Annotated in this window: 28 protein-coding genes; 14 read left to right on the forward strand and 14 right to left on the reverse strand. The window is 70.3% G+C overall.

The genetic code is table 11. From position 1 onward, the window contains the following. Positions 1–11: 11 nt before the first annotated feature. The 5 genes from ABD235_RS24550 to ABD235_RS24570 all read left to right on the forward strand — a co-directional run bounded on the left by ABD235_RS24550 (position 12) and on the right by ABD235_RS24570 (position 4,093). Entirely contained in the window at positions 12–860 is an 849-nt protein-coding gene (locus ABD235_RS24550) for an NAD(P)H-binding protein (RefSeq protein WP_344177968.1), read from the forward strand. Continuing rightward, entirely contained in the window at positions 857–1,309 is a 453-nt protein-coding gene (locus ABD235_RS24555) for an anthrone oxygenase family protein (protein WP_344177970.1), read from the forward strand. The genes ABD235_RS24550 and ABD235_RS24555 overlap by 4 nt, the downstream gene beginning before the upstream one ends. Before the next feature lie 9 nt (positions 1,310–1,318). Further along, positions 1,319–2,164, forward strand: coding sequence for an alpha/beta fold hydrolase (locus tag ABD235_RS24560; protein WP_344177973.1), 846 nt, complete (start codon positions 1,319–1,321; stop codon positions 2,162–2,164). A gap of 39 nt (positions 2,165–2,203) precedes the next feature. Continuing rightward, complete coding sequence (locus ABD235_RS24565) at positions 2,204–2,641, forward strand: SRPBCC family protein (protein WP_344177976.1); 438 nt, start codon at positions 2,204–2,206, stop codon at positions 2,639–2,641. A gap of 102 nt (positions 2,642–2,743) precedes the next feature. Then, positions 2,744–4,093 carry an erythromycin esterase family protein gene (locus ABD235_RS24570; RefSeq protein WP_344177978.1) on the forward strand — a complete coding sequence of 450 codons (1,350 nt, stop codon included), beginning with the start codon at positions 2,744–2,746 and terminating at the stop codon, positions 4,091–4,093. A 46-nt stretch (positions 4,094–4,139) separates the two neighbouring features. On the opposite strand, the gene ABD235_RS24575 is transcribed toward ABD235_RS24570, so the two are convergent. Both ABD235_RS24575 and ABD235_RS24580 read right to left on the reverse strand, forming a co-directional pair. Beyond that, a complete protein-coding gene (locus tag ABD235_RS24575; RefSeq protein ID WP_344177980.1) occupies positions 4,140–4,907 on the reverse strand; it encodes an ABC transporter permease in 768 nt (255 codons plus the stop codon). Positions 4,908–4,948: 41 nt separating this feature from the next. Then, complete coding sequence (locus ABD235_RS24580) at positions 4,949–5,917, reverse strand: ATP-binding cassette domain-containing protein (protein ID WP_344177982.1); 969 nt, start codon at positions 5,915–5,917, stop codon at positions 4,949–4,951. Positions 5,918–6,008: 91 nt separating this feature from the next. On the opposite strand from ABD235_RS24580, the gene ABD235_RS24585 reads away from it, so the two are divergent. Both ABD235_RS24585 and ABD235_RS24590 read left to right on the forward strand, forming a co-directional pair. Continuing rightward, positions 6,009–6,977: a helix-turn-helix transcriptional regulator gene (locus tag ABD235_RS24585; RefSeq protein ID WP_344177983.1), complete on the forward strand. Its 969-nt coding sequence runs from the start codon at positions 6,009–6,011 to the stop codon at positions 6,975–6,977. 5 nt (positions 6,978–6,982) lie between these two features. Continuing rightward, entirely contained in the window at positions 6,983–7,567 is a 585-nt protein-coding gene (locus ABD235_RS24590) for a YdeI/OmpD-associated family protein (RefSeq protein WP_344177986.1), read from the forward strand. Here ABD235_RS24590 and pip read toward each other — a convergent pair. Then, positions 7,564–8,514, reverse strand: coding sequence for a prolyl aminopeptidase (gene pip / locus ABD235_RS24595; protein WP_344177989.1), 951 nt, complete (start codon positions 8,512–8,514; stop codon positions 7,564–7,566). The two genes, ABD235_RS24590 and pip, sit on opposite strands and share 4 nt — an antisense overlap. A gap of 34 nt (positions 8,515–8,548) precedes the next feature. On the opposite strand from pip, the gene ABD235_RS24600 reads away from it, so the two are divergent. After that, positions 8,549–9,052: a MarR family winged helix-turn-helix transcriptional regulator gene (locus ABD235_RS24600; RefSeq protein WP_344177991.1), complete on the forward strand. Its 504-nt coding sequence runs from the start codon at positions 8,549–8,551 to the stop codon at positions 9,050–9,052. On the opposite strand, the gene ABD235_RS24605 is transcribed toward ABD235_RS24600, so the two are convergent. From ABD235_RS24605 to ABD235_RS24620, 4 genes are read right to left on the reverse strand one after another with little or no spacing between them, the layout of a single operon-like run. Further along, the gene (locus ABD235_RS24605) at positions 9,005–9,214 is read right to left on the reverse strand and encodes a 2OG-Fe(II) oxygenase (protein ID WP_344177994.1); all 210 of its coding nucleotides are present in this window, start codon (positions 9,212–9,214) and stop codon (positions 9,005–9,007) included. The two genes, ABD235_RS24600 and ABD235_RS24605, sit on opposite strands and share 48 nt — an antisense overlap. Before the next feature lie 22 nt (positions 9,215–9,236). Continuing rightward, positions 9,237–10,148: a UbiA prenyltransferase family protein gene (locus ABD235_RS24610; RefSeq protein WP_344177996.1), complete on the reverse strand. Its 912-nt coding sequence runs from the start codon at positions 10,146–10,148 to the stop codon at positions 9,237–9,239. Between the two features lie 56 nt (positions 10,149–10,204). Further along, the gene (locus tag ABD235_RS24615; RefSeq protein ID WP_344177999.1) at positions 10,205–11,056 is read right to left on the reverse strand and encodes a Vgb family protein; all 852 of its coding nucleotides are present in this window, start codon (positions 11,054–11,056) and stop codon (positions 10,205–10,207) included. Then, positions 11,043–12,632, reverse strand: a complete 1,590-nt coding sequence (locus tag ABD235_RS24620; RefSeq protein WP_344178001.1) for an ABC-F family ATP-binding cassette domain-containing protein — start codon at positions 12,630–12,632, stop codon at positions 11,043–11,045. The genes ABD235_RS24615 and ABD235_RS24620 overlap by 14 nt, the downstream gene beginning before the upstream one ends. A 118-nt stretch (positions 12,633–12,750) precedes the next feature. On the opposite strand from ABD235_RS24620, the gene ABD235_RS24625 reads away from it, so the two are divergent. From ABD235_RS24625 to ABD235_RS24635, 3 genes are read left to right on the forward strand one after another with little or no spacing between them, the layout of a single operon-like run. Beyond that, complete coding sequence (locus ABD235_RS24625) at positions 12,751–13,362, forward strand: TetR/AcrR family transcriptional regulator (protein ID WP_344178003.1); 612 nt, start codon at positions 12,751–12,753, stop codon at positions 13,360–13,362. Between the two features lie 45 nt (positions 13,363–13,407). Further along, positions 13,408–14,172, forward strand: coding sequence for an SDR family NAD(P)-dependent oxidoreductase (locus ABD235_RS24630; RefSeq protein ID WP_344178005.1), 765 nt, complete (start codon positions 13,408–13,410; stop codon positions 14,170–14,172). A gap of 25 nt (positions 14,173–14,197) precedes the next feature. After that, positions 14,198–15,304 carry a winged helix DNA-binding domain-containing protein gene (locus ABD235_RS24635; RefSeq protein ID WP_344178007.1) on the forward strand — a complete coding sequence of 369 codons (1,107 nt, stop codon included), beginning with the start codon at positions 14,198–14,200 and terminating at the stop codon, positions 15,302–15,304. Here the strand turns inward: ABD235_RS24635 and ABD235_RS24640 are convergent. Together ABD235_RS24640 and ABD235_RS24645 are read right to left on the reverse strand one after the other, a co-directional pair. Continuing rightward, positions 15,292–16,284, reverse strand: coding sequence for a LacI family DNA-binding transcriptional regulator (locus tag ABD235_RS24640; protein ID WP_344178742.1), 993 nt, complete (start codon positions 16,282–16,284; stop codon positions 15,292–15,294). The two genes, ABD235_RS24635 and ABD235_RS24640, sit on opposite strands and share 13 nt — an antisense overlap. 48 nt (positions 16,285–16,332) lie before the next feature. Further along, positions 16,333–17,832 (reverse strand): LCP family protein, encoded by a 1,500-nt coding sequence (locus ABD235_RS24645; RefSeq protein WP_344178009.1) that lies wholly within the window; start codon positions 17,830–17,832, stop codon positions 16,333–16,335. Between the two features lie 103 nt (positions 17,833–17,935). On the opposite strand from ABD235_RS24645, the gene ABD235_RS24650 reads away from it, so the two are divergent. Next, complete coding sequence (locus tag ABD235_RS24650) at positions 17,936–18,418, forward strand: GNAT family N-acetyltransferase (RefSeq protein ID WP_344178011.1); 483 nt, start codon at positions 17,936–17,938, stop codon at positions 18,416–18,418. Here ABD235_RS24650 and ABD235_RS24655 read toward each other — a convergent pair. After that, complete coding sequence (locus tag ABD235_RS24655; RefSeq protein ID WP_344178013.1) at positions 18,408–19,259, reverse strand: alpha/beta fold hydrolase; 852 nt, start codon at positions 19,257–19,259, stop codon at positions 18,408–18,410. The genes ABD235_RS24650 and ABD235_RS24655 overlap by 11 nt on opposite strands. Next, positions 19,256–21,082 (reverse strand): protein-arginine deiminase family protein, encoded by a 1,827-nt coding sequence (locus ABD235_RS24660; protein WP_344178015.1) that lies wholly within the window; start codon positions 21,080–21,082, stop codon positions 19,256–19,258. The genes ABD235_RS24655 and ABD235_RS24660 overlap by 4 nt, the downstream gene beginning before the upstream one ends. Before the next feature lie 181 nt (positions 21,083–21,263). On the opposite strand from ABD235_RS24660, the gene ABD235_RS24665 reads away from it, so the two are divergent. Beyond that, positions 21,264–22,070, forward strand: a complete 807-nt coding sequence (locus ABD235_RS24665) for a DUF3152 domain-containing protein (protein WP_344178018.1) — start codon at positions 21,264–21,266, stop codon at positions 22,068–22,070. A gap of 32 nt (positions 22,071–22,102) precedes the next feature. Here the strand turns inward: ABD235_RS24665 and ABD235_RS24670 are convergent, their stop codons facing one another. The 3 genes from ABD235_RS24670 to ABD235_RS24680 form a co-directional block, all read right to left on the reverse strand. Next, entirely contained in the window at positions 22,103–22,468 is a 366-nt protein-coding gene (locus ABD235_RS24670) for a VOC family protein (protein ID WP_344178020.1), read from the reverse strand. Between the two features lie 81 nt (positions 22,469–22,549). After that, complete coding sequence (locus ABD235_RS24675) at positions 22,550–23,098, reverse strand: MarR family transcriptional regulator (protein ID WP_344178023.1); 549 nt, start codon at positions 23,096–23,098, stop codon at positions 22,550–22,552. 62 nt (positions 23,099–23,160) lie between these two features. After that, on the reverse strand, positions 23,161–23,928 hold the full coding sequence (locus tag ABD235_RS24680; RefSeq protein WP_344178025.1) for an NUDIX hydrolase: 768 nt from the start codon (positions 23,926–23,928) through the stop codon (positions 23,161–23,163). A 72-nt stretch (positions 23,929–24,000) separates the two neighbouring features. Between ABD235_RS24680 and ABD235_RS24685 the strand changes: the two genes are divergently transcribed. Beyond that, positions 24,001–24,231: a hypothetical protein gene (locus ABD235_RS24685; RefSeq protein ID WP_012924486.1), complete on the forward strand. Its 231-nt coding sequence runs from the start codon at positions 24,001–24,003 to the stop codon at positions 24,229–24,231. Positions 24,232–24,353: the final 122 nt, after the last annotated feature.

The raw sequence follows: 24,353 nt of genomic DNA on the forward strand, positions 1-24,353 counted from the left end.
GAAGTGAAGCCATGACAACGACACCGATTCTGATCCTGAGTGGCAAGGGCAAGACCGGCCGACGCGTGGTGGACCGGCTCGAGCAGCGCGACGTCCCGGTGCGGCTCGCCTCGCGGTCCAGCGAGCAGCGCTTCGACTGGTACGACGAAGACACGTGGTCCGGCGTCGCCGCCGGTATCGACACGGCGTACCTGGCACCGCCGGTCGGCCCGACCGGGCTGACCCAGGCGGGCCGCTTCGTCAAGCAGGCGGCGGCCGAGGGCCTTCGCCGGGTGGTGCTGCTGTCCGGACGTGGCGTCGGCAGCCCGGAGCGTGAGTTCGCCGTCTACGAGAGCAGCGTCGAACTGGAGAACGCGGTCAAGGAGAGCGGCGCCGAGTGGACAATCGTCCGGCCCGCGTGGTTCATGCAGGGGTTCAGTGAGGACTTCCTGCTCGACTACGTGCTGGCGGGGGAGGTCCGGGTCTCGGCCGGCACCGGCGGCGAGGCGTGGATCGACACCAACGACGTCGGGGACGTAATGGCGACCGTGCTCCTGGATGACTCGCACAGCGGTCAGCACTACACGCTGTCCGGCCCGCGCACGCTGACGATGGCCGAGGTCACGGCCGAGCTGTCCGCCGCGACCGGCCGCGACATCCGGTACGTCGACCTCGAGCCGGAGCAGCACGTCGAGGAACTGGTCGGGATCGGCCTGGACCGCGAGGACGCCGAGTCGGTTCGCGACCTGTTCGCGGTGATCCGGCACCACCGGTCGGAGTACGTCTCCGACGACAGCGTCCGGGAGCTGCTCGGCCGGGCGCCGCGCGACTTCTCCGACTGGGCCCGCGAGACCGCGGCGACCGGAGTGTGGTCCGCATGACCAAGATCCTGACGCTCGCGGGCCTGCTCGGCAGTGCCCTGATGGGCGGACTCTTCTTCGCCTTCGGCACCTCGGTGATGAGTTCGCTCCAGCGGATGCCGGCCGGCCAGGGCGCGGCCGCGATGAACCTGATCAACGTCCGGATCCAGAACCCGCTGTTCCTGCTGGTCTTCTGCGGTACGGCGCTGGTCTGCCTGGCCCTCCCGGTCCTGGCCCTGGTCCGGGACACCCCGGGCAAGGGCTGGATCGTGGCCGGCTCGGCGCTCTACCTGGTCGGCGTGATCGTGATCAGCTTCGCGATCAACATCCCGCTCAACGACGGACTCGCCGCGGGCACGACCGACTGGACGTCGTACCTGGCCAAGTGGAACCCTGCGAACAACCTGCGGGCCGTCGCCGGGGCGCTCAGCGTCATCGCCTTCGGACTCGCGCTGATCAGGGCCGAGTAGGGAGTCCGGATGACCGAGCAGCTGCTGCCCGTGAACGGTGTCGAGCTCTGCGTCGAGACCTTCGGCGACCCGGCCGATCCGCCGGTGCTGCTGATCCACGGCGCCGCTGCCTCGATGGACTACTGGGAGACCCCGTTCTGCGAGCAGTTGGCGGCCGGGCCGCGGTACGTGATCCGCTACGACCACCGCGACACCGGCCGCTCGGTCAGCTACCCGCCGGGCGAACCGGCGTACGAGGGGCCTGATCTGTTCAAGGATCCGGTCGGCATCCTGGACGCGCTCGGCATCGAGCGGGCGCACCTGGTCGGCCTGTCGATGGGCGGCGCGATCGCCCTGCAGATCGGTCTCGACTTCCCCGACCGGGTGCGCAGCCTGACGCTCGCCTCCACCAGCCCGCTCGGCGACGACCTGCCTCCGCCGGCCGACCGGATCCGCGAGAGCTTCAGCAGCGAGGCCCCGCCGACCGACTGGTCCGACACCGAGGCCGCGCTCGACCAGCTGATCGCCGACGAGAAGCTGTACGCCGGCACGCTGCCGTACGACGAACCCGCCCGCCGCGACCTGCTCCGCACGATGATCGCGCGCACCACCAATCTCGCGTCGGCCGTCACCAACCACTGGGTCCTCCCCGACGACGACACCCCGCCGGCCCGCCCCCGCCTCGGCGAGGTCAAGGTCCCGGTCCTCGTCCTGCACGGCACCGAGGACCCGCTCTTCCCACCCGCCCACGGCGAGGCCCTCGCCCGCGAGATCCCGGGCGCCCACCTTGTGCTCCTCCCCGGCGCCGGCCACGAGCTCCCCGCCCCGACGTGGAACGTCGCCGTCCCGGCGATCCTCGCGCACACGACCGGCTGAAGGTTCTGCAAAACTTATGCGCCCGCTAGCGTGGGCGAGGTGATCACCGTCGAGCGTTCCGTCACCGTGGACCGGCCGGTCGAGATCGTCTTCGGCTACCTGTCCGACTTCGAGACCACCACCGAGTGGGATCCCGGCACCGTCCGCACCACCCGGATCTCCGGCGACGGCGGTCCTGGTACGGCGTACCGGAACGTCTCGACCTTCAACGGCAAGCGGACCGAGCTCGAGTACGTCGTCGAGCAGGTCGACCCGAACCGGCTGTTCCAGGTCCGCGGCCAGAACAAGACGATCGCGGCGCTGGACACGATGACCTTTCACGCCGACGGCGACCGCACCACGGTCACCTACCGCGCCGACTTCACCCTCAAGGGCCTCGCCCGCCTGGCCGAACCGTTCCTCAAGGCCCCGTTCAGGAAGCTCGGCGACGAGGCCGAGACCGGCCTCCGCGACACCCTGAACAAGTTGCAGGGGTAGAGCCTGCTCCACCCCCGATCCGGGCGCGGACGGGATGGGGGCGCGGAGCCGGAGGCGGAAGGGTTGGAAGCAACAGATTCCGACTCTCCCGGAGGACCTCCGATGAAGCGAAACAGCCGTGTCGCCGCCGCGTGGGCGGCTGCCGCCCTGCTCAGCGCCGCCGCGTTGCCCGCGGCAACTGCCGTGGTCGCGCCGCCGCACAGCGCCGTCAGCGCGGCCGCCCAGAACCCGGTGCCGGCGCTCAACCGCGCGGCGTACCCGTTGCTCTCGACCAAGGCAGCCGGGCCGGTGTACGACCTCAAGCCGCTCGTCCGGATGGTCGGCGACGCGCAGGTCGTCGGCATCGGCGAGGCGACGCACAACTCGAGCGAGTTCTTCACGCTGAAGCACCGCATCTTCCGGGCGCTCGTCGAGCAGCGCGGCTTCACCACCTTCGCGCTGGAGGCGAGCTGGAGCACCGGCGTCGCGCTCGACCGGTACGTCGTGCACGGCATCGGTGATCCGCGGGCGATCATGCAGCACGAGTTCCAGGGCTCGTACGAGTTCTGGAACGCCGAGGAGTACCTCGACCTGATCGAGTGGATGCGGTCCTACAACCAGACCCACGCCCGCAAGCTGCACTTCGTCGGTGACGACCTCGGCTACATCTCGCCCGCGACGCTCGACCTGGTCACGGCGTACGTCGGCAAGGTCCGCCCGGCGCTGGTCCCGCAGCTCACCAGCGCGTACGCCGGAATCCGGTCCGACGCGAACGCCGCCGACTTCCTCACCGGGCTGGTCGCGAAGCCGCTCGCCGAACGGCAGCGGATCGAGGCGGCAACCCGGCAGGCGCTGGCCGCGGTCGAGTCGCTGCCGAAGAGCGAGGCGCAGGTCTGGGCCACGCAGCACGCCCGCGCCGCCTGGCAGGTCGCGAAGTTCGTCTCGTACGACATCGAGGACCCGAAGGTGCTGCCGTCGGCGATGCGGTTCCGCGACGAGGTGATGGCCGCGAACACGCTCTGGTGGACCCGGCACACCGGCGCCAAGGTCGTGCTCGGCGCCCACAACGGACACATCGCGCTGACCTCGTCGATGCCGGCCGAGTACCCGAAGATCCAGGGCGAGTTCCTCCGCGAGCAGCTCGGCAAGCGCTACGTGCCGATCGGCCTGAGCTTCGACCACGGCTCGTTCAACGCCCGCGACATCAACGACGTGAACGGCGCGATCCGCGAGTTCACGGTCGCGCCGGCCGCGGCGGGCAACAACGAGTACACGCTCGACAAGGTCGCCTACCGCGACTACTACGTCGACTTGCGCACCCTGCCGCGCACCACGAAGACCTGGCTGTCCACCGAGCGCCCGACCCGAGACATCGGCACGGCGTATCCCTGGCCGGACTCCCCGGTCGCCCTCGCGGCGTCGTACGACGTCCTCATCCACCTCAACAAGGTGACCGCCGCCCACCTGCGCTGAACCGCCGAAGGACCTCGGGAGCACCCCGAGGTCCTTCGGTGTCCGGTCAGTCGGCCGACCTCAGCATCGTTCGGATGCCCACCGTCAGGCCCAGTGCGCCAGTGACGATCGCGGCGGCGAAGCCCCAGAGGACTGCCGAGGACCACACCTCGCCGGCGAACAGCGTGCGCTCGGCCTCGACCAGGTACGACAGCGGGTTGAACTTCGACGCGACGCGCATCCACTCCGGGCCGGTCTCCAGCGGGAGCAGCATGCCGGACAGGATCATCAGCGGGAACAGGAACGTCTGCTGCACCACCCAGAACATCCAGTCCTGCTTCCGTACGGCGATCGCGAGCGCGTAGCTGAACGACCCGAGCCCGATACCGAAGGCCGCGAGCAGCACCAGCCCGACGATCGCGCCGTCCAGGTGCAGGTCGAAACCGAACGGCACCATCACCGCGATCACGATCACCGCCTGGCCGAACAGCGGCACCATCTCCTTCAGCGCCCGGCCGACGAGCAGCGACGACCGGCTCAGCGGCGTCACCAGCATCCGCTCGTGCGCGCCGGTCTGGAACTCGAACAGCAGGTTCGACCCGGTCGCCGACGTACCGAACAGCGTGGTCATCACCAGGATCGCCGGCACGAACCACTGCCAGACGCCGCCGTCCAGCGTGCCGCCCATCGACCCGGCCAGCAGCGGACCGAACAGCCCGAGGAAGATCAGCGGCTGGATCATCCCGAACAGCAACGAGAACGGATCCCGCAGTACGGGCTTGAGCTCGCGCACCATCACGATCCGGATGTCGCGCAACAGGCTGCGGTCCTGCACCCGGGAAGTGGATGCGGAGACGGAAGAAACAGTCAAGGTGGTCATGCGGCGGCCTTTCCATTCGCGTCGCGCAGGCTGCGACCGGTCAGATTGAGGAACACGTCGTCGAGCGTCGGCCGGTGCACCTGAGCAGCAGCCACCGGTACGCCGTACTGCTGGGCCGCGCCGAGCAGGATCGGCAGGGCGGCGGGGCCGTCGGTCACCCGCAGGCTGACCTGGTCGCCCGCAACCTCGAACTCCCTGGCCCCAGGCAGCCTCGACGCCAACTCCCGCAGCCGTGATTGGTTGCTAGGAGCAACCGTCAGGGCCAGCCGATCACCGGCCAGCCGGCTCTTCAGCGCGTCGGCGGTGTCGTCCGCGATCACCTCGCCGTGGTCGACCACGACCACCCGCTCGGCCATCGAGTCCGCCTCGTCCAGGTAGTGCGTCGTCAGCACGATCGTCATCGCGTACTGCTCGCGCATCCGCAGGATGTGGTCCCACAGGTTGGCCCGGTTCTGCGGGTCGAGCCCGGTCGACGGCTCGTCGAGGAACAACAACCCCGGCGCGTGCACGAGTCCCATCGCGACATCGAGCCGGCGACGCTGACCGCCGGACAGCTCGGACACCTTGCGCTGGGCGAGCTCCTTCAGCTCCAGGCCGTCGAGCAGCTCCTCGGCCCGGTGCTTCGCGGCCCGGCGGTCCAGGCCGTAGATGACGCCCTGGCCGGCGAGCTCGTCGCCGACGCGGTGCTGGTGGCCGGCGCCGTTGCCCTGGCCGACGTACCCGATCTGCCGGCGGACCTGGGACGGGTGCGACGTCACGTCGTACCCGGCGACGGTCGCGGTGCCCGAGGTCGGGGCGATCAGGGTGGTGAGCATCCGCAGCGTGGTGGTCTTGCCGGCGCCGTTCGGGCCGAGGACCGCGACGAGCTCGCCGGGGTCGACGTCCAGGCTGATGCCGCGGACCGCGTGCACGGTCTCGGTACGGCTCACCACGAAATCCTTGGTGAGTCCTCGGGTGCTGATCACGGTCGGTCTCCTTCGTCGGGGGCTTTCTCGAGGACGACATTTCCAGGAGAAGAGGACAGGTTCTGGCCGGTACTTCTGGCAATCTGAGGTCATGTCCGAGACCTCCGCACGACTCCTCGCGCTGCTGTCCCTTCTGCAGGCGCGCCGCGACTGGCCGGGTGCGCTGCTCGCCGAACGGCTGGAGGTGAGCCCGCGCACGGTCCGCCGCGACGTCGACCGGTTGCGCGATCTCGGCTACCCGGTCCGCGCGAGCAAGGGGCCGGACGGCGGTTACCGGCTCGACGCCGGGGCCGACCTGCCGCCGCTGCTGTTCGACGACGACCAGGCGATCGCCGTCGCGGTCGCGCTGCAGACGGCGACGACCACCGTGACCGGCATCGAGGAGGGCGCGTTGCGTGCACTCGCGACGGTCCGCCAGGTGATGCCGGCCCGGCTGCGGCAACGCGTCGACGCGCTGCAGGTGACGACGGTCGACCGCTGGGCCGACTCGAAGCGGACCAAGGTCGACTCCGAACACCTGATCGCAATCGGTACGGCGGTCCGCGCGCGCGAGGTGCTGCGCTTCGACTACGCGTCGCCGGGCGCCTCCGAGGACGAGTGGGTGCCGCCACGCAAGGTCGAACCGCATCACCTGGTGACGTGGGGAGGGCGTTGGTACCTGGTCGGCTGGGACCTGGACCGGAAGGACTGGCGGACGTTCCGCGTCGACCGGATGCAGCCGAAGACTCCGTCGGGTCCGCGCTTCACCCCGCGTGAACTGCCCGAACCCGACGTCGCGACGTACATCTCGGCGCGCTTCTCCGGCCGCGGTGAATGGCCGTGCCGAGGGGAGGCGATCCTGCAGGCGAAGGCGTCGGACATCGCCCGCTGGGCCGGTCGCGACGCCGTGGTCGAGGAGATCACGCCGACGAGCTGCCGCCTGATCCTGCCGGGCTGGTCGTGGACCGGTCTGGCCGCCAACTTCGGCATGTTCGAGTGTGACCTCGAGTTCGTCGGCCCGCCGGAGCTGAAGGCCGCCGCCGCCACGCTCGCCGCCCGCTACACCGCCGCCGCCTCGTGAAGCCGATGGAGGAGCACGTCTTCGCCGACGTGGCGGCGTGGCACGAGTGGCTCACGGCCGAGCACCAGACGTCGGACGGCATCTGGCTCGTCCTGGCGAAGAAGGGGACGACCGACCCGACCAGCCTGACGTACGACGAAGCGCTGGAGGAGGCGCTGTGCCACGGCTGGATCGACGGGCAACGCGTGAGCCGCGACGAGCGAACCTTCAAGCAGCGCTACACCCCACGCCGTCCCCGCAGCAACTGGTCGCTCCGCAACGTCGGCATCATCAAGCGCCTGCACGAGGAGGGCCGGATGCGCCCGGCCGGCGTCGCCGAGGTCGAGCGCGCGAAGGCCGACGGCCGCTGGGACGCAGCGTACGGGGAGGCGACCACCCGCGAGGTCCCGCCGGACCTGGCCGAAGCGCTGGCCGCCGTACCGAAGGCCGAGGCGATGTTCGCGATCCTCACCCAGCAGAACCGGTTCGCGATCCTCTACCGACTTCAGACGTCCAAACGCCCCGAAACCCGCACTAAGTGGATCACCCGCTACGTCGACGAACTGAGCCGCGGCGAAACCCCTTATCCCCAGAAGCGCCGGCTGGACTAGCGCTCGGCGAAGCGGGCCACAGCCTGTTTCACCAGGTCCGAGACGCTCGTGCTGCCCGCGCCGTGCCCGGCGTCCTCGACGATCTTCAGCTCGGCGTCCGGCCACCGCTGTGTCATCTTCCACGCGGCTTCGACCGGACTGCTGAAGTCGAGCCGCCCGACGACCAGTACGCCGGGAATGCCGGCCAGTTTGCCTGCCTCCCGCTCGAGCACGCCGTCCTCGAGGAAGCCCGCGTGGCCCCAGTAGTGCGAGACCAGCCGGGCGAACCGCAACCGGAACCGCGGATCGGCGTACCGCTTGCTCGGCTGGATCCCCGCGCCGTGGGTCGCGACGTGCGTGTCCTCCCAGTCGCACCAGTTCCGCGCCGCGCGGTCCCGCGCCGCGCGGTCCCGCACCGCCGGATCCGGGTCGTGCAGCAACCGGCTGTACGCCAGCGCCAGATTCCCGTCCCGCTCGCCTTCCGGTACGCCGTCCCGGAAGCGCCGCCACTCGTCGGGGAACACCCGGCCCATCTCGCGGGTGATCCACTCGACCTCGCGCGCGGTCGTGTTGGTGACGCTGAACAGCACGATCTCCGACACCGCCGACGGGTGCTGCTCGGCGTACGCAAGCCCGAGCGTCGCACCCCACGACGCCCCGAGCACCAGCCACTGCTCGATGCCGAGCTGGTGCCGCAGCTGCTCCATGTCCGCGACCAGGTGGGCTGTCGTGTTGGTGCTGAGATCGACCTCGTCGTCACCGGCGTCCGGCGTACTGCGACCGCAGTTCCGCTGGTCGAACAGCACGACCTTGTACGTGCTCAGGTCGAAGAAGTCCCGCCAGAACGCACCCGCTCCCGACCCCGGCCCACCGTGCACGACGACCGCGGGCCTTCCGTCGGGATTGCCGCAGACCTCCCAGTACACCTGGTGCCCGTCGCCCACATCCAGCATCCCGTGATCGATCATCCGGCAACTGTAACAGCGCTGTTAGACTCTCCGCATGGACGGAGCGATCGGGACCCGACTGCGGCACCTGCTGGAGCAGCTCGACGGCGACGTCGCCCAGCTCTACCGCGACCTCGACCTGGCCGACTACCGCCCGCGCTTCTCGCCGATCGTGCGCACCTTGGTTGCCCAGGGTCCGCTTTCGGTGCGGGCCCTGGCCGATGCCGTCGGCGTCACCCACTCGGCGGCGAGCCAGACCGTCGCGCAGCTCACCAAGGCCGGCTTCGCCACCCAGCAGCCCAGTCCGACCGACGCCCGCCAGCGCGTCGTCCACCTCACGCCGCGGACCGAGGCCCTGCTCCCACTCATCGAGGCCGAGTGGAAGGCGACCACCACCGCGATGACCGCTCTCGACGAGGAGCTCCCCGTGCCGCTCGAGTCCTACCTGGCCGAGCTCCAGGCGGCCCTGACCCGCCGCCCGATGCACGCCCGGATCTCCGAGCACTTCTCGTCAGGCGGCGTCGTGCAGAACCAGACCAAGCGTGTGCCGAAGTCCTGACCGCACCGTGCTCACGCCGTGCCGCACCGGCGCCATGTCGATCGTCGCGCGGAAGTGCTCGGCCTCGGCGTACCAGCCGCTGATCTCCTGGCACTGCGCCGGAGTGAGCAGCGGTGGGGTCAGGGCGCAGCCGACGTCGTTGAGCTCTTCGATCCAGTTCATGCGGGTGGAACGGGCTGGGCGTTCAGAATGTGAGGACGCCCGTGTAGGTGAGCGCGAAAGTCCCGCAGGGAAAGAGGAACAGGCTCGCCAGGACGACGACCTGCTGGAAGGTCTGCCCCGGGCCGATCAGCCGGCGGTAGGCGACGACGAGGACCGGGACCATCACGACCTCCAGCGGCAGCATGCCGCGCGGGATCACGTGGTCCAGCGCGGCCAGTACGACGGACAGCGTCGCCGCCGCGATCCAGGCCGCGTAGCCGATCCGGTACGTCGCACGGGCGCCCAGCCGGACCGCGATCGTCTGGTACCCCGCGGCGCGGTCGGCGGGCAGGTCGGCGAGCGTCGTCGGAAGGTAGAGCCCGATCGCCGCGAGCGTGCCCTGCAACGCCATCACCCAGGGGAAGTCGCCGAGGTCGGGCGTGAACGCGGCCCAGCCCGCGAGCGGGCCGAAAGCGCCCAGGGCCAGCGAGTTCGACCCGACGTCGAAGCCCGCGCGGGTCTTCAGCCTGAGCGGGGGAGCGCTGTACGCCCAGCCGAGCAGCAGCGCGAACAGCACGCCGGCCGTGAACACCCAGCCGACGAAGGCGGCGACGGTCAGCGAAGCGATCCCGGCCAGCGCCGCGAGCTTCTTCGCCTCGGCGACCGTCACGCGCCCGTCGAGCAGCGGGGACTTGGACTTGCGCGGGTTGAGCAGGTCGCCGGGCAGGTCGTACGCGTCGTTGATGGCGAGCACCGCCAGCCAGAGCAGCGGGCCCATCACGACCGCGCCGAGCAGGAGCCGCGGCCAGGCGTCGACCGGCGGAACCAGTCGATGCGTGGCCAGCAGAATCCCCACGTAGTACGGCACGACCGACACGATCCAGAACGCCGGCCGCCCGACCAGGAGCACATCCCGCAGCCGGGGATGGGTCCGCACCGCCACCAGTGTGGTCACGGGTCCACACTCCTCTTCAGCGCTGCGGAGCACCTCCCTCCAGCGGGTGAATCACCTCACTCCTGAGGCTGAATGTGAGCAATGGAACCTCGCTCCAGCGCCACCCACACCGTCCCGTCCGTCGCCACCACCAGCCCGTGCGGTTCGGAACCGTCGCCCAGGGCAACGGTCTGCCGGACGACACCGCCAGCGTCCAGCCGCACGACCGAAGCCGAGCCCCACAACGTCACCCAGCACCCGCCGTCGGCCGTCGCCGCCACCGCGTGCGGCTTGGCGTCCCGATCCGGCAACGGCACCTCGGTGATCACCCCGTCCGCGTCGATCCGCCCGACCTGACCCGCCAGGATCTCCACGAACCACACGCCGTCGGGCCCGCCGCTGATCCCCACCGGCCCGGCCGCGTCCGTCGGCAGGGGATAGGTGGTCACCTCGCCGTCGACCGTCATCCGCCCGATCGCGTTCCCCGCGTTGAGGGTGAACCACAGTTCGCCCCCGAAGCTCGTGATCAACGCCGGAAACGCACCCGTCGTCCCGATCGGGAACTCGGTCACCACTCCGTCAGCACTCACTCGCGCGATCAGATCGGCATCCATCAAGGTGCACCACACAGCCTCGTCCGGCCCGACACAAACCCCGTACGGCGAACCGCCGACCTTCACCACCGACGCAACACCGTCGCTGATCCGCCCGAGCGAGTTGTCACCCGACCGCGTGAACCACAGCGTCCCGTCCGGCCCGGTGGTGATCACACTCGGGCGACTCTCCGCCGCGCCGAGATCCACCCGCTCGACCTCGCCGTCCACCAACCGCGCGACCACCCCCGCGTGCACGAGCGTCGTCCACACCTCCGCGCCGCGCAGCGTCACGCCGTACGCGCCCTGCCCTACCGCGAACTCACTGACTGACAAGGGATTCCTCCTCGATCGTGTGGATGGCGCCGCGCCACCGCGAGATGAAGCGACGGTCGTGCGTGACCACGACCAGCGCGCCGGGGTAGTCGTCGAGTGCTGCCTCCAGTTCCTCCACGAGCACCAGCGACAGGTGGTTGGTCGGCTCGTCGAGCAACATCCCGTCGTACTGCGACGTCAGCAGCCGCGCGAGCGCGAGCCGCCGGCGTTGCCCGGTCGACAACGCCCCGACCCTGGTCTGCAACTGGTCCGGCCGAAACAACCCCAACCCAGCCGCACCCCGATGCCGCGCGAGAGCCTTCCGCAACGACTCGTCAGGCCGGGCCTCGACGACCTCCTGCGCCAGATACCCGAGCCGTCCACGCCGCTCGACCACTCCACGATCCGGCGCCAACCGCCCGGCCAGGACGTCGAGCAACGTCGACTTGCCCGCACCGTTCGCACCGGTGATCAGCAACCGCCCACCCGCCGGAACCTCAACGGACACAGGCCGCAGCCGCCCCTCGACAGCGACGTCGACCGCTTCAACCAGTACGCCGTCCGCAGCACCCGCCGTCCGCAACGACACAGCGAACCGCAACGGCTTCGCCGGCACAGACGGCGGATCCGCCTCCAACCGCCGCAGCCGTTCCTTCGCGTTGCGGATCTTGCTCCGCTCCGCCTCGTTCACCCGCCCGGTCGCGCGGTCGTACGCGACCTTGTTGTTGTCCTTCATCGGCCGCCCGTACGCCACCCGGTCCGCGGTCGTCCGCACGGTCGCCCGCATCGCCGCGACGTCGTCCTCCCACACCTGCCGGGTCTGCTCGGCTCGAGCGCGCTCAGCCGCCTTCTCGGTCAGGTATCCGCCGTATCCGTTGCCATACCGCGTGATCCGGTGTGTGTCCCCGTCCACCTCGAACAGCGTCGACGCGACCCGCTCCAGGAACGCCCGGTCGTGCGACACCACGACCGTCGTCCCGGCCCGCGCCCGCAGGTGCTCCTCAAGCCACACGGTCGCCGACAGATCCAGGTGGTTGGTCGGCTCGTCCAGCAGCAGCACCTCCGGCGAAGCAGTCAGTACGGCGGCCAGGTGCAACCGCGCGAGCTCACCACCCGACAGCTCGGCCAGTCGCCGATCGCCCGGCAGGTCGGACAGCCCGAGGCCGTGCATCGCCTTCGCCAGTCGCGCGTCCGCGTCGTACCCCTCACGCGCCTCGAACGACTGCTGCACCTCGCCGTACTCGGTCATCACCGAAAGGTTGCCCTCAGCAAGCATGACCTCCAGCTCGCGGAGCCGCGCCTCGAGCGCGCGCAGATCGGCCAGCGCGTGGTCCGCGACCGCGGCCACGTCGAGGTGCAACGGCAACGGATTCTCCTGCGCGAGGAAGCCGAACCCTCCGTCGGCGACCAGCGTCACCGATCCGTCGTCAGGCGCCTCGACGCCGGCGAGCAACCGGAGCAGCGTGGACTTGCCGGAGCCGTTCTCGCCGATCAGCCCGCCGATCCGTCCCGGCGGGAACGCGCAGTCGACCTGGTCGAGCACGAGCCGGTGGTCGTAGGACTTGGTGAGGTGGTGCACGGACAGCTGGGTAGACATACGGGTCCTCCTGACGCGCGGGTTCGGACGGCGGGCCGATGCGGCCACCGGAACATCAGCGGGTCAGAGGATCACGGGCTACTCCTAAAGGCGACGAATGTTGCGTTAAGATGAAACCATGAATGCCGAGGCCGACGCAACCCCCTTTCCCGAACGCCGGCGCCCCGGCGGCCGGAGTGCCCGGGTCCGCGCGGAGGTCCTGGCCGCGGTCGAGCAGGAGCTCGCCGAGCACGGGTACGACGGCCTCACCGTCGACGACGTCGCCCGGCGCTCCGGCGTACACCGCACGACGATCTACCGCCGCTGGAAGACCGTCGACGCCCTGCTCGTCGCCCTGCTGGAAGCCGGCGAGGACGACACCTGGGCTCCCGCCGACACGGGCTCCCTCGCCGCAGACCTCACCGCCCTCAACCGTGAACTCCACGCTTCCCTGGCCGGTACGTCGCCAACCGGTGCCGTCATCGCCGCCGCCTTCCGCGCCCCGGCGGCCGCGGCCGCGCTGACCCGCTTCTGGGACGACCGCTACCAGCGCAGCGCCGCAGTCGTCACCCGAGCCGTCACCCGCGGAGAGATCCCAGAAGACACCGATCCCGACCGCGTTCTGATGGCCGCCACCTCTCCGCTCTTCCACCAACTGGTCCTCCGCAGACAACCGATGACCCCAGCCGAAGCGGACCGCTGGGCCGCCGACGCCGCCGCAGCCGCCGTGGCAGGCATCTACCGGGCCTGAGGTCCGCCACATAGGCTGCCTTCTACACCGATGGAGGAGGCTGGAGTGGCTGGACGTCTGACCGGCGAGGTCGTACTGGTGACCGGAGCGGCTCGCGGAATCGGGCGGGCGATCGCTCTCAAGGCTGCCGAGGAGGACGCCGCGGTCGGCTTGCTCGACATCCTCCCCGACGAGCTGGCCACGACCGCCGAGGAGATCGCCGCCACCGGAGCGAAGGTGGCCGCGGCGGTCGGCGACATCACCGACGAGAGCTCGGTCCGGACCTCGGTCGACGACCTGACCGACAAGCTCGGTCCCGTCACCGTGCTGGTCAACAACGCCGGCAAGAACGCGTACGCCGACGCGACCGCGATGACGGTCGACGAGTGGGACAGCGTCTTCGACGTCGACCTGAAGGGCGCCTGGCTGATGGCCCGCCAGGTGCTGCCGTCGATGATCGCCCACCGGCACGGCGCGATCGTGAACATCGCCTCGATCCACTCCAGCCTGACCACCGCCGGCATGTTCCCGTACGCCGCCGCGAAGTCCGGCCTGGTCGGGATGACCCGCAGCCTCGCCCTCGACGTCGCCCCGCACGACGTCCGGGTGAACGCGGTCAGCCCCGGCTTCATCGCCACCGACCTGCTCGAGGAGTTCTTCGACACCATCCCCGGCGCCCGCGACTCCGCCCTCGCGGTCCACCCGCTGGGCCGGATCGGCACCCCGGAGAACGTCGCCGAGGTGGTCTGCTTCCTCGCCTCCACCGCGGCGGCGTTCGTCACCGGCGCCAACTGGGCCGTCGACGGCGGCCTCGGCATCCGCTACGCCTGACCCACCGCCCGGCGATGCTGTCCCCATGGACGTCATGGACCGCCGAGCGCTCAACCGCGCCACTCTCGCGCGCCAGCTCCTGCTGGCGCGCGAGCAGGTCGCGGCCCTCGACGCCGTCCACGCCCTCGCCGGCCTGAACGCCCAGAGCGCGAAGGACCCGTACGTCGGTCTCTGGGCCCGCCTCGCCGGCTTCACCACCGACGACCTCGCCGATCTGCTGCACAGCAGACAGGTCGTCCGCGCCTGCCTGATGCGCTACACCCAGCACCTGGTCACCGCCGAGGACTACCAGGTCTTCCGCCCGGTCATCGCGCCGGTCCTCGTCCGGGCCCACCACAGCGCGTGGCGCAAACGCACCGAGGGCGTCGACCTCGAACAGCTCGTCGTACAAGGCACGGAAGCCCTGAACGGGGTCACGCTCACCCGTCCGCAACTCGGCAAGAAGCTTCAGGAGTACTGGCCCGACCACGAGGGCACCGCCCTCGGCTGGACCTTCCAGTATCTCGCTCCGGTCGTGCACCCACCGCCGGACGGGCTGTGGGGACGCAAGGGCGGCGCCACCCCGTTCGCCCTCGCCGAGGACTGGCTCGGCGTCGAACTGGGCGAGCCCGATCCCGCCGCCCTGATCCTGATCTACCTGGCCGCCTTCGGTCCGGCCGCACTCCGCGACATCCACGCCTGGTCCGGCCTGAGCCGGCTCGGTGAGGTCGTCGACGAGCTCAGGCCGCGGCTCGTCACCTTCACCGACGACGCCGGCACCGAGCTGTTCGACCTGCCCGACGCCCCGCGGCCGGATCCGGGAACGCCGGCCCCGGTGCGGCTACTGCCGGAGTTCGACAACCTGATGGTCGGCTTCCGCGACCGGTCCCGGGTGATAACGAAGGCGCAGCAGGCGCGGGTCTGCGTCGGCGCGTACATCGCGGCCACACTGCTCGTCGACGGCTTCGTCCGCGGGATGTGGAAGCTCGAGCTCACCGACGACACCGCGACCCTGGTGATCGAGTTGCTCGACGACAACGGCGGCAGCGACGTCGTACTGACTTCGGCCGAGCGCGAGGCCGTCGAGGCCGAAGGGCTGGAGCTGCTGCGGTTCGTGGCGCCGGAGCTGGAGCACCAGGTTCAGCTGGTCTGACAGCCGCACGAGTTGCGGTGCACGAGCGCCGGCTCGACCCGGATCGAGCGGGCCGGCAGCTCCGGCTCGGCGATCCGTGACGTGATCAGCTCCAGCGCGCGCGTCGCGAGCTCGGCGTGCGGCTGCGCGATCGTCGTGAGCCGAGGCTCGAACAGGTCGGCCCAGTCGAAGTCGTCGAAGGCCGCCAGCGCGATGTCGCCGGGCACCGACTTCCCGGCCTGGCGCAGGGCTCGCATCGCGCCGATCGTCATCTGGTTGTTCGCGACGATCAGCGCGGTCGGCGGATCGGCCAGCGCGAGCAGCCGCGCGGTCGCGCCTTGCGCCGGTACGGCGTCCGAGGCGCCGTCGGTGCGCAGCTCCGCGTCGTACGCGAGACCCGCTCGCTCCAGCCCGAGCTGGTAGCCGGCGATCCGTTCCTCCGACGTCGCGATGCCCGGCCGTCCGGCCACGATGCCGATCCGCGTGTGCCCGAGGCCGGCCAGGTGCTCGACCAGCTGGGCCGTCGCCTCGACGTTCTCGGTGCCGACCTCGTCCAGCCCGGATCCGATCATCCGATCCACCAGTACGACGGGAACGTTGCGCTGCCGCAGGTAGTCGAGCGTCGGCTCCGGCCGCGCCGAGACCGCGATGATGATCCCGTCGGCCCGGCGTTCGTGCAGGTCACGGACCACCTGCAACTCGCGTTCGGGGTCGTCGTGGGTGTCCGCGATCAGGATCGAGTAGCCGCGCTGTTCCGCCTCGGACTGCAGGTGGTGGGCCAGCTCCCCGAAGTACGGGTTCGAGATCGAGCACAGCGCGAGGCCGATCGTGTCGGTCTTCGACATCACCAGCGACCGAGCCACCGTGTTCGGCACGTAGCCGGTCTCCCGGACGGCCGCCAGCACCGCCTCGCGGGTCTGCGGCGCCACGAAGCGGGTGTCGTTCAGCACGTGCGAAACCGTCGTCACCGACACCCTGGCCCGCCGCGCGACGTCCGCCATCTTCACCACCCGTCCATTCTCTCCCCGGACGAGGGCGGCGGGGTCGCGTCAGTTCGTCGGGTGGTACGCGCAGGAGTCGGACAGGTCGCCGGCGTCGGGGGAGGCGGGCGGTTTGGCCGCGGGCTTGCCGGTCGGCTTCGTCGCCGGCTTGGTGGTGGGCGGGGCCGGCGTACCGGACAAGGCCTTCGCGACGATCTCGCGCATCCCCGCGTAGTTGGGGTTCCGCCCGTTCGGGAAGTTCTTCTTCTTGTCCAGGTCGACGTTGCGGATCTTCGCGCCCTTCACCTTCGCGCCCAGACCGGCGAGGTCGCCGAGCAGGGTCTGCGGGATGTCGGTCCGGATCAGCTGCTCGCCGGCCGCGGCGATCTCCTTGTAGTGCGTCAGCACGTTCTGCGGCGTCGCGCGCTCGACGATCGCCTTGATCGTGCAGCGCTGCCGCGCCTGCCGGGCCAGGTCCCCACCGGGCACCTTGTACCGGCCGCGAGCGAACCAGAGCGCGTCGAACCCGTTCAGCTTCCGGTCCGGTCCGGGCTGGAGGTAGCGGCCCGGCGGTATGTGCTTGTCGTCGTTGCCACCGACCGGGACCGGGTAGTTGACGTTCACCGTGATCCCGCCGAGGGCGGTCACCATCTGCTCGAACCCGGCCAGGTTGATCTGCACGTAGTAGTGCAGCTTCAGCCCGAGCGCCTCACCGACCGACAGCTTCAGCACGTCGGCGCCGGGGTTGTCGGTCTCGCCGAGCAGGTCGCCGTACTTGGGCGGGATGTTGCGGTACATCGCGTCCAGGTAGTACTCCGACTGCTCCGGTTCCGGGTCGGAAGGGTCCCAGTAGCCGGTCGGGAACACCTTGTGCAGCGGGTGGTCCTTCGGGAACGGCATCCGCATGAAGTTCCGGGTCATCGAGATCAGCGAGGTCTCGCCGGTGCGGGTGTCGATGCTGGCCACCATCACCGTGTCGGCCCGCGCGCCGTCGCGCCCCTCGCCGTCGTCCGCGCCGAGCAGCAGCAGGTTGATCCGGGGCAGCGACGCCCACGGGTCCTTCCGGTTGATCGTGGGCACCGTCGCGCTCTTCGACTTCTCACCCGCGAACACCTTGGTCACCAGGCTGCGCTGGGCGACTAGGTTCTGCGCCCCGAGCGCCGAACCGGAAGCGATCGAGAAGCAGACCAGCCCGACCACCAGCGCCCCACCGAGCCGAGCCAGTACGCCGGTCTGCAGCGGCCGCAGCATCTTGTACGACGTCACGAGCACGACGACCAGGAACAGCCCGATCACACCCAGCCCGGCGATCATCCCGGTCAGCACGTCCGGGTCGAGCGCCCACTGGATCACGTCGTCGCGGCGCAGCAGCACGACGTACGCCGCGACGCCGTACAGCAGGACGCTGAGCGTGGTGATCACCCCGCCGAGCCGCCTGCGCCCGGCCGCCAGGTACGCCGTACCGGGGATCAGGACGCCGAGGACCGCGATCGCCAGCGCGCCCGAAGGACGGCGCGACCGGCTGGTCCGGGGTCTGGCTCGTCGGGCTCTGGATGCGCTCGGGGACATGGCTCCACTCGATGCTCGGCGGCAGGGCAGTGGACGCCGCCCCTGATCAGCGCCCGCAGGTGTGAGTCCGCCCGGGCCCGAAAAGTTCGGCAGAATTCTCCGGGTGACCGAGATCGAGGTACGCCGAGCCAAGCCCGACGACGCCGCAGCACTGGTTCACCTGCGGGCGCTGATGATCGGCGCGATGGGCACCGACGTCGGCGACGAGCACGCTCCGTGGCGGTCCCTGGCGCTGCGCTACTTCTCCGAGCAGCTCGAGGCGACCGACCGGTTCGCCGCCTTCGTCGTGGACGATCCCGCCGTCGGCGTGGTCGCCGGGGCGGCCGGCCACCTCAACGTGCACGCGCCGGGCCCGGCCGACCTCTCCGTCGTCCGCGGCACCCTCTACAACGTCAGCACCGATCCCGCTTTCCGCCGCCGCGGCCTGGCTCGCGCCTGCGTCACCACGCTGCTCGACTGGTTCCGCGACGAGACCGACGCCGGCCAGATCGAGCTCCACGCCACGCAGCAGGGCGACGAGCTCTACCGCTCCCTGGGCTTCGTCACCAGCCGCTACCCGGCCCAACGCCTGCGCATCATCCGCTGAGCCAGCCCAGCATCCGGCGGTACTCCGCGTTGTTCTGGATGTGCCCGCCGGCGTACTCGATGCTCTCCGCGGCCGGGATCGCCGCCGCCAGGTGAGCGGCCTGCTGTCGATCCCGCTCACTCGCTGACCCGAACCACAGACTCACCGGCACCTCGATCGCGCCCAGCTCGAATCCCCAGTCCTGAGCGAAGGCCAGGTTGTCGTCGATCCAGCCGTCGTGACTGTCCACGAACGTCGCCCGGACCCGAGCCATCGCCTCCGGATCCTCCAGCGCCGGCGGACCGACAGCCTCGCCGGGTCCCGGCGGGATCTCCGGCCCACCGGCCTCGATCAGCGCCATGATCTGCTGCGCCGTCTCCTCGACCCCGGGCCTCAGCGCCTCGTCACCCCCGTGCGCGGCCAGCCAGGACGTCCGGTTCCGCCGCGGGTCCTCCTCGTCCTCGCCCGGCTCCGGCCCGTCGACCAACGGGGGAGCGATCCCGCCGATCACCGCACATCGGATCACCCGCTCCGGCATCAACGCCGCACACGCCAACGCGTGCGGCCCTCCACCCGATCCGCCCGCGACCGCGAACCGGTCCCACCCCTGTGCATCGGCCAGCAGCCGCACGTCGGCGACCACGTCGGCGATGCTGCGCCCGACCAGCCGCGTCGACTCGCCGTACCCGGGCCGGTCGAACGTCAGCAGCCGGACCCCACACTCCGCGGTCGCCCGTACGACGTCCGGCCGCCGCCACCGCGTGCTCGGTGAGCCGGTGTGGAAGACGACCGGCACGCCGTCCGGTGCGCCGTACAAGCTGAAGGCAACGAGCCGGCCGTCCGGCGTACTGATCGAGGTCACACCCGATCCAACCACCACCGCGCGCTCGCCCGCGTGTCCCGCAGCGCGTTGGTCGCGCAGTGGACCTCACCGCCGCCGAGATGCGACCAGAAGAAGTTGTCCACCCAGTGCACCCGCACTCCCGTACGCCTCAGTGCGCTCTCCGCGGTCGCCTTGAACACGTCCACGCCACGCACCTTCGGCCCCTGCGGATCCGGCGCCGCGAACTGCCGATCGGTCAGCGACAACCCGTTGACCAGCCCCGGCGTCATCGCCCGCAGCCCCGGCAGCACCGGGTGCGCCTCGAAGAACACCGGCAGCCGCACCAGCTCTTGCGACCGCAACCCCGTCGCCTTCAGCAGGATCGCCAGCTGCTCGTCGATCCGCTCGGCTGCCGCGCGGTTGTCGGCCAGATGCTTGCCATCAGCAAGGATCTCGTCGACGCTCGGCTTGCGCGGCGAGTTCGTGTCGGCGAACAACCGCTGCTTCCCCGCGCCGGCCCGCTGAGCATCCCGCAGCAACTTCTCGGCCAGCCGCGGGTCCGCGACGGCCAGCGTCCAACCTCGCGCGTTGTCAGCCCGTACGACGTGCGTCGTCTCGTCCGCATGCCCGATCGCCAGCCAGGAGGTGTCGACCCGCACCGGCTCCTGGAACCCCTGCCCGGTGATCAGCTCCAGGAACCCGGGATCAGGTTTCCGCTCGCCCGCGCCGTACAGGACTCGCCCGTTCGGATATCCGGCGTACGGCGGCAGCGCCTCGATGTTGCCGCCCATGTTGAGCAGGTCATCGGCGTTGGGTGAAGCCGTCGCGCTGAGTTCCTGCACGACGCCCACGTCCGGCCCGCGCAGATTCCGGTAGATCAACCGCCCGGCCGGCCGCGGAGTCGCGATGCCGTCGAAGCCCCACACGTTGCCAGACCGGATCAGCACGCGCATCGTGTGCGCACCACCGACGGCCGGCATGCTCGCGGTGGCCGGCTCGAACGTGTCCTGCAACCACATGTCCTTCCAGCCGCCCGGCGTGCCCTGCACGTACTGGAGTTTCGCGCCGCTCGACCGCGTCGCCTGGCCGAGAGTCTTCGCGAACGCGTCCCACTCACCGGGCACACCCGGCGGGTACGGCGCATCGCCCGGCCACCCGACGCCCTTGGTCGGCTTGCCGGCCAGCACGGTCTCGGCGCGTTGCAGATCGTTCTGCAGCATCAGGGGTGCGACCCGGAGCTTCACCACGTCGGTCGCGGTCCGGCCGTGGTCGGTGACGGTCAGCGTGACCGCGATCGTCCCGTCCCACCGGGTGCGGTCGCGCAGTACGTCGCGCCCTTCGAGCCCGAGCCTGACGCCATGTCGCAGCTGGTCGGCGTTCAACGCGTCGGCTGGTCGACCGTTCGCGAAGATCCGCGCCTTGTCCGCCGGTACGACGTCCAGCCGGCCGGTCGCCGACCGGCTGAGTCCCTGCGCGGCGGGGATCTCGAGCGGCGCGAGATCGTCGAGGTCCCTGGGCCCGTTGATCCGCTCGTCCGCGGAGTCGTTGCATGCGGCAAGCTTCGCGTCGACCGCCGAACCGACGGCCTCCAGGTCGGCCGGGGCGACGGTGCAGCGACGCTCGTCGTCGTCCACGTTCGCCAGGAAGATCGCCCCGCGCCGCGCCGACCAGGACGCCTCGCCGGCCTCGTCCGCCCGGGTCAACAGACCGTCGCGATCCACATCCGCCCGAAGGTCCGCCGCGACGCCGCGGCCCGTCCGCAGGTCGGTGCCGGTCGTCGGACCGGCACCCCACGCGACCATCGCGGGCGTGGACGCGGTCACCACCGCGGCCGCCACCACTCCTGTCACCCAACGCTTCATGTCACAGACTCCCCAGGTATTTGACACGCCCGTGTGATTTCCGTTCGAAGCTAACACGCCTGTACCAAAACCAGCCGGGGGATTTCCGCGGTCCACCCAGCGGTGGAGAAGGGTTTCTGCCCGAACAGGCAAGAACAAGTGAGGACGCGCTCACCCCTGGGGCGCGGTGAGGAGCCTGTAGATGCGCAAGGTGAGGATCGCCGGTCTGGGTGTCGTCGCGGCACTCGTGGTGGTCGGGTTGTTCGAGCTACCGGACAGCCCGTTCGCGCGGCGGGACCTGCCCGATCGCACGCCCGTCGTCGCGTCGCAGCCGCTCGACGTCGGCGACGCCGTGCCCGAGAGCAAGCCCAGCAAGGGCAGTCCGCAGGTCCCGGCCAAGCCCGCTGAGCCGGCGATCACCTACCCGGAGCAGGGCAGCGTTTCGTACTCGGTGCTACCCGGCACCCCGGAGACGATCGGCACCGCGGGCCGCCTGCTCACCTTCGAGATCGACATCGAGAACGGCATCAAGGGAATCGACCCGGCCGAGCTCGGCCGTTTCGTCCGCGCGACGTACGGCGCTCCGGAGGGCTGGGCGGCCGGCGGGAAGTGGCGCTTCCGCCAGGTCGGGCCTGGTCATGATCCCGGCTTCAAGCTGATGTTCGTCACGCCCGCGACCCGGGACCTCCTGTGTGGCGGCGGGTACGACCACTACACGAGCTGCCGGATCGGAGAGCGCGTCGTCCTGAACATCGCGCGGTGGGCGAACGGCGTACCGAACTACGGCGCTTCGCTCACGGAGTACCGCAAGTACATGCTCAACCACGAGACCGGCCACCGCCTCGGCGAAGCGCACGAGCTCTGCCCCGGTCCGGGGCAGCCCGCGCCGGTGATGCAGCAGCAGACCCTCGGCCTGCACGGCTGCACCCCGTACGCGTGGCCGTACCGGGACGGTCGTCGTTACGAAGGCCGGCTCGGCAAGTACGACGACGCGATCCCGGCCAACTGAAATCCCGGGGTGAGCCGCCGCCCGGGCCAGGCTCATTCCTCGATGATCGAGAGCACGTTGCCCGCCGGGTCCTTGAACCAGGCGATCGGCGGCCCGTCGGTCCGCTTCACGCCGAGCTCGTCGTGCCCGTCGCCGTACCGCTCGAACGTCACGCCGCGCGACGCCAGCTCCCGAGCGGTCGCCGCGATGTCGGCGACCGGGAAGTTGAGCGTCGTGTAGGCGGCCGGCACGTGATCTTCCTTGGGGTAGACCAGCACCGGACGCCCGCCCGCGATCCGCAGCTGCAGCATCCCGTGATCCTCGTCGACCTCGAGCCCCAGCGTCCCGGCGTAGAACGCTTTCGCCGCCGGGATGTCGTCCACCGAGAACCCGCTGTACGCGTGAGTCTGTCCGAACATCAGCTACCTCCTACCAGGTCGGTCATTCACCCAGTACGTCGGCAGCACCTCCGCCTTCTCGACATCACCTCCGCGGTGGGCTCAGTTGTTGAGCGCCTGCGGAACGACCTGCCCGACCGCGGCGGTGACCGTGGCCGTCTCCAGTCCATCGGCCACCGTGTGCAGCAACCGCACCAGCTGCGCCGCGTCCGCCGGCCCCAGAATCCCCGTGATCACGTCCAGCACCCGAACTGTCAGCGCGTCGAGCTGTGACAGCCGCGCCTGACCCATCCCGGTCACCATCAAGGTCGGCTCGGTCTTCACCAGCCCGAGCCCGGCCAGCTCCGCGATCGCCAGCTCGGCCTCGCCGGTCGTCGTCCCGACCTGCTCGGCGACGGCTGTCGCCGAGTCCCGCCCGTTGGAGATCGCGCTGAGCACGAGCGCCGCCGGCATCTTCATCCCGACCGCGTCCTGCAGCCCCAGGATCAACGGGTGCGCGTGCCCCCGGACCCGCTCCACCGCGTCCAGCAAGCGCAGCGCGTCCCCCACGTCACCGATCAGCTGCTCGGTCTGCACCGTCGCGATCCCGCTCAACGGCACATCCCGCTCGGGCACGGCCAGCGCCCTGGTCCCCGTCTCTTCGATGGTCACCGTTCCAGCCTACGGACCCCCGCTGACAGTTCGGCGTGTCGTTCCTGAGGAAACCCTATGAATTACCCCTCACCCAACACCCGAACATCTGTTCCCACCGCGATCTTCGCCAGAAAGCGCTCGAATCCAGGATCGAACCGCCCGCACCCACCCGCGATCTCCGCCGGCGTCCACCACCGAACCCCCGCGAACTCACCGGACCCGTCGACCACCGGCATTCCCCGCCACCCCTCCAGCGCGAACCACAAACTCACGTCCACGTGCCCGCCACACGCTCCGACCGTCTCGGAAACAGTCACGAATGCAGGCCGCCGCTCCGGATCGTTGAACACGGCCCCAATCCCCAACTCCTCCCCAACCTCCCGAGCCGCCGCGTCCGCCGGATGCTCGTCGATCTCCACATGCCCACCGGTCGGCAACCAGCGCCCCGCCTTGACGTGGTCGACCAGCAGCACACTGCCGTCGGTGGGATCGACGACCACGGCGTACGAGACCAGGTGCGGCGAAGGCGTCGCCGGCTTCGCCCGCCGCCAGATGTCGTCGGTGCTCGCCAGCCACTGCAGGGTCCGGAGCCGGTCGGCGGCCTCGAGATCGTCGACCGGCTCGAGGGCGGTGACCAACTGGTGGACTTCTTCGACCGAGGTTCGCATCCGCCGACCATTGCAGCGGGCACCGACAATTCCCCGCGCAAAAGCCGGCCGCTCACCCGAACAAAGGAACATGTGTTCGAAGCAACTGGTCAAGAAATCCACTTTTCCGGCAGAGAAATCCGAACCCGGGCGTGACCTCCGCTCCCGGTCGTGCGTTGCAAGTGACGTGACGGTGAACACACGGCTAAACCGTCATCGCGCTCGCTCCGCGTCCTTGGCCGACCACCCCTCAGATCTGCCTCAGGAGGACCAGTGACAACCGCCACCGCCACCCAGACGTCCGAGCGCCGACGCGTGCGAGTCTGGTTCGGTGAGCACGTGATCGCCGACTACAACGCCGAGCCGGCGTTGGCCGAGCGGTACGCCCACGCCATGAGCCGTCGCTTCGCCGGACTGCGGGTCACCAACGACCCGATGCCCGCCGTGGACCGGCTCCCCGACCCCCTGCCCGGCGAGCGCATGTGGGACGTAGCCCCGCGCTGACCGAGTACGTACTGCGCACTCCCTGTTGACGCAGCACGATCGACCCGGTGCGAACCACGAGTACGACGACGAACCGCCCGCACCACGGCCCACAAGGCCGGGTGCGGGCGGTTCCTGCGTCC

Origin of the sequence: Kribbella lupini (assembly GCF_039529595.1) — a bacterium.
GTDB lineage: Bacteria > Actinomycetota > Actinomycetes > Propionibacteriales > Kribbellaceae > Kribbella > Kribbella lupini.